Genomic DNA, 6,339 nt, shown 5'->3' on the forward strand with positions numbered 1-6,339 from the left:
GCTCCCCACCGGCCACCCACAGAATATCCTGAATGGGTGGCCGGGTGGGAAGCGGGCCGGCGTCGTCGAAATGCGCCGAAGCGCATTTCCAAACAGCTCCATAGATAGGATCGCGGTAGCGTGAGGCAATCCGCGCTGTTAGGCGGACACGCGAACAGAGCGAGGTCAAGATGATGCGCGACATGACGGTGCTGGTGACGGGCGGAGCGGGATATATCGGCAGCCATGCGGTACTTGCCTTGCTCGATGCCGGATATCAGGTCGTGGTGGTCGACAATCTCGTCACTGGCTTTGCCTGGGCGGTCGATAGCCGCGCGACCCTGATCGAGGCGAATATCGAGGATGATGGCCGCGTGCGCGCCGCGATCCGCGGCCATCACGTCAAGGCGATCATGCATTTCGCCGGCTCTGTGGTGGTGCCGGAGTCGGTCAGCGATCCGCTCAAATATTATCGCAACAACACCGTCGCCAGCCGCGCGCTGCTTGAAAGCGCGGTTGCCGAGGGCGTGCCGCATTTCATCTTTTCCTCGACCGCCGCAACCTATGGCACGCCGACAACGGAGACGGTTTCCGAGAACAGCCCGACCGTGCCGATCAACCCGTACGGCATGTCGAAGCTGATGACCGAGGCGATGCTGCGCGATGTCGCGGCGGCGCACCCGATCAACTATGCGGCGCTGCGCTATTTCAACGTTGCCGGTGCCGATCCGCAAGGGCGCAGCGGGCAATCGACCGCCGGCGCGACGCACCTGATCAAGGTCGCGGTCGAGGCGGCGACCGGCAAGCGTTCCTCGGTTGCGGTGTTCGGCAATGATTTCGATACGCCCGACGGCACCGGGGTGCGCGACTATATCCATGTCAGCGATCTGGCCGCGGCGCATGTCGCGGCGCTCGACCTGTTGATCGCCGATCCGGCGAAGAGCCATATCCTCAATGCCGGCTATGGCCATGGCTTCTCGGTCATGCAGGTGCTCGACGCGGTCGACCGGGTGACCAACCGCACGATCGAGCGCCGTATCGAGGGGCGACGCGCCGGCGATCCAGCGGCGTTGATCTCCGATAACAAGGCGATCCTGGCGACGCTCGACTGGACCCCGCAACGCGACGATCTCGACACGATCGTCAGCGACGCGCTGGCCTGGGAACGCACGCTGGCCGAGCGGCAATGAGCGGCGCCCGGATCGGGACGGCGTCGCCGCGATCGGCGCAACTCGCGGTCCTGATTCCCTTTACCATTGTCACCCTCATCTGGGGGTCGACCTGGCTGGTGATCAAATACCAGCTTGGCATCGTGCCGCCGAGCTGGTCGGTCACTTATCGCTTTCTCATCGCCGGTGCGGTGATGCTGACCTGTGCCGTGTTCCGACGCGACACGCTGCGGCTCGACGCGCGCGGCTGGGCCTTTGCAGCGGCGCTGGGGCTGACGCAATTCTGCCTGAACTTCAATTTCGTCTACCGCGCCGAGGGCTATGTCACCTCTGGCCTGGTCGCGGTGGTGTTCGCACTGATGCTGGTGCCCAACGCGGTCTTCGCGCGAATTTTCCTGGGCCAGCGGATGGGGGCGCAGCTGCTGGTCGGTTCGGGCGTGGCGATGGCCGGCATCGCCCTGCTGTTCGTCCATGAGGCGCGATCGGGCGTCGCGGGCACGCATGCCGCGCTGGCCGGCATCGGCATTACGCTGTGCGGCGTGCTCTCCGCCTCGACCGCCAACATCATGCAAGGCACACAGACCGCCAAACATTATCCGATGATGACGATGCTCGGCACGGCAATGCTGATCGGGGCCGGGATGGATGCGCTGTTTGCCTGGATCCTGAGCGGACCACCGGTGTTCGATCCGCGCCCGGCTTATATCCTTGGCCTGCTCTATCTCGGCGTGGTCGCCTCAGCGGTCGCCTTCACGCTCTATTTCGGCATGCTCAGGGTGATCGGCCCGGCCAAGGCGGCCTATTCGGGGGTGATCGTGCCGGTCATCGCGATGCTGCTGTCGACGATCTTCGAGGGTTATCGCTGGTCGCTGCTGGCCGGCGCCGGTGCGGCGCTGGTGATGATCGGACTGGTCATTGCGCTCAAGGCGCGCAGGCCGAACCGGTAATCGGTATAGAGCGGGCGCCAGCCAAGCACCCGTTTCGCCTTGCCGTTCGCGACCCGCCGGTTCTCGGCATAGAAAGCGCGCGCGGCCGGCGAGAGCGTGGCGAGATCGACCAGAGGCGGGGCAGGGAGATCGAGCAGGCGCGCGGCGAACGCGATCACCTCATTCTGCCCGCATGGCATGTCGTCGGCGAGATTATACGCGCCCGGCGGCGCATCGAGCGCGGCGACCACGCCGCTGACAATGTCGTCGACATGCACCCGGCTGAAAACCTGTTTCGGCAGATTGACGCAGTGCGCGCGCCCCTCCGCTACTCGGTCGAGCGCCGAACGGCCCGGGCCATAGATGCCGGGCAATCGGAACACCCGCGCACCCAGAGCCAGCCACTGCCCATCCGCCACCGCGCGAGCGGCGCGCCGGCCGGCGATCGGTGCGCTTTCATCGACCCAGCCGCCGCGCGCATCGCCATAGACGCCGGTCGAGGAGAGATAGCCAAGCCATGCCGAAGAGCCCGCCATCGCATCGCGATAGGCGGCCAGCACGGGGTCGGCATCCTGTTCCGGCGGCACCGACGACAGGATATGGCTGGCGGCGGCGATTTCGGGCAACACGCGTCCCGGGTCGGAAAGCGGGATCGTGCCGTCGCCCCCCTCTCGCGACGCGCCGATCACTCGCCACCCTTCGCCGCGCAGCCGATCCGCAAGCCGGCCCGCCGTATAGCCTAGCCCGAAGATCAGCAGTGACGGCATTTACTGGTCGAGCTTCAGGTCCGGCTTGACCATTGTCGCGCCGGGGACATGATCCTTCTTCCACTGCATCGACATGCGCACCCGCGTCGCCCCGGACGGATGATCGAAGAACAGGGCCTCCTCGATCGGGCCGGGTTCGATCTTGCGATATTCCGACAGCCGCATCGCGATCTTGGCAAAGCCATCAGGCTCGCGCGCAACGTTCAGGCCGAAGGCGTCGGCCTCGCTTTCGTTCACCCGGATGATCGTGTTGAGGACAGGAGTGAGCACTAGCGCCGCCACCGCCGCCATCAATGCGAGGACTGGCGTTGCGGCGGGATCGGCAATGTCGCGCACCTGCCAGCGTGCGCCATAGCGCCGGATCATCGCCGGCCCGGCGCGATAGATGATGCCGAACAAGATCAGCAGGATCACGGCGAACATCGCGATCATCTTGGTCACATGATTGAGCACATAATGGCCCATCTCATGTCCCATCACCGCAGCGATCTCGTCCGGCGCGGTGCGGTTGAGCAGATTGTCGTTGAGCGAGATGCGGATCGTCGGTCCCAGGCCCGAGACATTGGCCGAGATGCGCTTGGTCTGTTTTGATGCGTCGAACAGATAGACATGCTCGGCGGGGATGTTGTTCGACCTGGCCATCGCAACGATCCGGTCGCGGACCGGCCCGTTGGGCAGCTCGGTATATTTATTGAACAGAGGTGCGATGAATACCGGCCCGATCAACGCGCCGAACAGGGCGAAGACGATCATTGTGCCAGCGCCCCAGATCCACCAGGTCCGGCGAAAGCGGCGGATCACCGCGAACAGCGCCATCAGCAGGGCCATGTTGACGAGAATGCCGATCCCCAGGCCAATTGCCTGTTCGCCGAACCAGGCGGGGAAGGACTGGTTCATCAGTCCGTACTGCTTCTCGCGGAAATAGCCGGTGTAGATCGTCCAGGGCAAGATGATCAGCGTGCTCACCAGCGTGAACGGCACGGCGTAAAGGGCCGGCTGGAGCCAGCGCCGTTTGACCAGCCGTTCCGACCAGTCGCGGAATCGCGCCGACAGACCGGTCGGAAGAAGTACGAGATAGGAGGCGATGGCGACCAGCGCCGACCATAAGGTCAGCCAGTAGCCGCCCTCGAAATAGGCATCGGACTTGGCGCGTGCCGGGCCCTGCAGCACATTGAGATAGGCGCGCGTCGCCTGGTCGACATCGAAGCCGGAACTGGCGGCATGGGCTATTGTGGGGAGCGTGACAGCGGCGATCGCGATGCCACTCCAGATGATTGCCTTGCGCATCGTCGCTCCCCATTCGCTCAAGTCGTCATGCCGGACTTGTTCCGGCAGCCACCGTGCCATGAAAGCCCGGGCTAGCGGTAGTGCGGCACCGTGGACCCCGGAACAAGTCCGGGGAGACGAAGGTAGGGGCTATTTTACGGCGCGTCTGTTCATTCGAAACGAACAGAGACGAAGGTAGTCCCTATCGCGCGCCATATCCCTTGTAGAGCAGGCCGAAGAAATCGCCCTTGTTCCAGCGCGGCCGGTCGTCGCCATCAGCGATCTCGCGCGCGATCGCATAGTTCGCATCAACGAAGCGAATGCCCTGCGCCCAGTCGATTGGCAGCGATATCTCGTCCGAGGGCTGATGGTAATTGTCGGCGAAGAATTTGGCCCAGGCCGCCTTGCCCGCGCCCGCCTGGCCAGGCCATAGAAAGACCGACGGGATGCCTTGCTGCACAAAGCGGTAATGGTCCGAGCGCACGAAGATCGCCTGCGCGGGGTCGGGATCGGGCGACATGGTCACGCCGACGCCGGCCACCGCCTTGCTGACGATCGGGCCGAGTGTCGAGCGGTCGGCGCCGAACACCACCATATCCTCGAAACGATAGGTCAATAGCGGCATGTCGAGATTGACGTCGGCGACGATCGCCTCCTTCGCTACGGTCGGGTGTTTGGCGAAGTAATCGGAGCCGACCAGGCCCTTTTCCTCGGCCGTGACGGCAAGGAACATGATGGTGCGACGCGGCGGCTTGCCGCTCGCCTTGAAGCGCTTCGCTTCCTCGATCAGCGAGGCGATGCCGACCGCATTGTCCTCCGCGCCATTGTTGATCGTGTCGCCGGTCGCATCGGGCTTGCCCACGCCGATATGATCGAGATGCGCGGACAGGATGACGATTTCCTTGCCAACCTTCGGGTCTGCCCCCGGAATGATCCCGGCGACATTGGCGCTCGATTCCGGCTCGAAGCTGGTCTTCAGCGCGACCGTCAGCGTGCCGGGCAATTCGACTGGCTTGAACCGGGTTTCGCTATTGTTGGCCTGTTTGAGGATATCCTCCCACTTGGCCTTCGCCCCGGCGAACAGCTTGGCGGCGCCTGCCGCGCTGATCGTGCCGAGGCCCGGGGCGCCGGCATTCTCGCCGGTGCCGTCGGGATTGGCCCAGGTCGTGCGCGCCTCGTCCCAGTCGCGCGCCTGGGTGGCGAAGCTGCGCCCGCGCGCCTGGCCCGGCCGGTCGAGCGTGATCGTGCCGACCGCGCCATGGTCGGCCGCGATCACTGCCTTGGTCGCGGGGCTGGCGAAATGCGCGCGCTCCTCGCTTTGCAGGCTGTTCGGCGCGCCGCCGAAATAGGCAACGATCTTGCCGCGTACATCGACGCCGGCATAATCGTCGCGCTTCACATGCGGCGCGACGATGCCATAGCCGACAAACACCACCGGCGCGTCGATCGCCGTTTCGCGCCGGCCCGGATTGGCGCCGGGGGTGTAATCCTCCCCGAACACCAGCGCCTGCGGTGGTACGCCGGCCTTGGACAGTACGAAATTACCCTTGTCGGCCGGCTTATAGGTGGTCAGCGGCACCTTCTGGATATAGCCGCCATCCTGGCCGGCCGGGCGCAGGCCGGCGGCATAGAACTGCGCCGCGACATATTGCGCGGCGATGTCGAATTCCGGGCTGCCGGCTTCGCGCCCGCGCATCGCGTCGGAGGCGAGGAACATGACATGCGCCTTCATCGCCGCCTGATCATCGGGCAGTGCCGCGTTGACGATCGCGTTGGTGGCGGCGGCGCTCGGCTTGGTGGGCGCGGGAGCCGGCGCCGGAGTGGTTTGGGGAGTGGTTTGGGGAGTGGTTTTGGGTGTGGATTGGGCGGCTGGCGCGGCCTGGGCAATTGCCGCACTGGCCAGGCCAGACAGCACTACCACGCCGATTACTCGAAACATGCCCCAGTCCTTCTCGGCAATATATGTGTTCCGCGGACTAGCATTGCTGCACCGTCGCGCAAGAGCGTGAGATTTCAGTGGCCTGCCGCGCGTGCCGAGTGTCCCGGCGCGCGCGCGTGCTAGATTTCGGCGACGTGCGCGCAAATGCGAGATTTCTGTGGTGCAGCCCTTGCTACGTCCTGTAGATCGGCACGGATGCTAGACGTTCAGACCGCCACCGCCCATCCCGCCGTCACCCGCCGTGAGGATTATCGCCCGCCCGATTGGCAGGTGCCCGAGATCGCGCTCGACCT

At 64.9% G+C, this 6,339-nt stretch carries 5 protein-coding genes; 2 read left to right on the top strand and 3 right to left on the bottom strand.

All coding sequences use genetic code 11. The annotated features are described in order from the left end of the window. Positions 1 to 173 precede the first annotated feature (173 nt). Positions 174 to 1,169, top strand: a complete 996-nt coding sequence (gene galE, locus ACRECS_RS27175; protein WP_431586101.1) for a UDP-glucose 4-epimerase GalE — start codon at positions 174 to 176, stop codon at positions 1,167 to 1,169. Beyond that, a complete protein-coding gene (locus tag ACRECS_RS27180; RefSeq protein WP_431586097.1) occupies positions 1,166 to 2,095 on the top strand; it encodes a DMT family transporter in 930 nt (309 codons plus the stop codon). Before galE ends, ACRECS_RS27180 begins: the two co-directional genes overlap by 4 nt. On the opposite strand, the gene ACRECS_RS27185 is transcribed toward ACRECS_RS27180, so the two are convergent. From ACRECS_RS27185 to ACRECS_RS27195, 3 genes are all read right to left on the bottom strand, one after another. Further along, positions 2,005 to 2,841, bottom strand: coding sequence for an NAD(P)-dependent oxidoreductase (locus ACRECS_RS27185; RefSeq protein WP_431586098.1), 837 nt, complete (start codon positions 2,839 to 2,841; stop codon positions 2,005 to 2,007). The two genes, ACRECS_RS27180 and ACRECS_RS27185, sit on opposite strands and share 91 nt — an antisense overlap. After that, positions 2,842 to 4,128 (bottom strand): M48 family metallopeptidase, encoded by a 1,287-nt coding sequence (locus ACRECS_RS27190; protein ID WP_431586099.1) that lies wholly within the window; start codon positions 4,126 to 4,128, stop codon positions 2,842 to 2,844. Between the two features lie 181 nt (positions 4,129 to 4,309). Further along, positions 4,310 to 6,046, bottom strand: coding sequence for a M28 family metallopeptidase (locus tag ACRECS_RS27195; protein ID WP_431586100.1), 1,737 nt, complete (start codon positions 6,044 to 6,046; stop codon positions 4,310 to 4,312). Positions 6,047 to 6,339 lie beyond the last annotated feature (293 nt).

Origin of the sequence: Sphingomonas sp. (assembly GCF_050725575.1) — a bacterium.
Taxonomy (GTDB): Bacteria; Pseudomonadota; Alphaproteobacteria; order Sphingomonadales; family Sphingomonadaceae; genus Sphingomonas.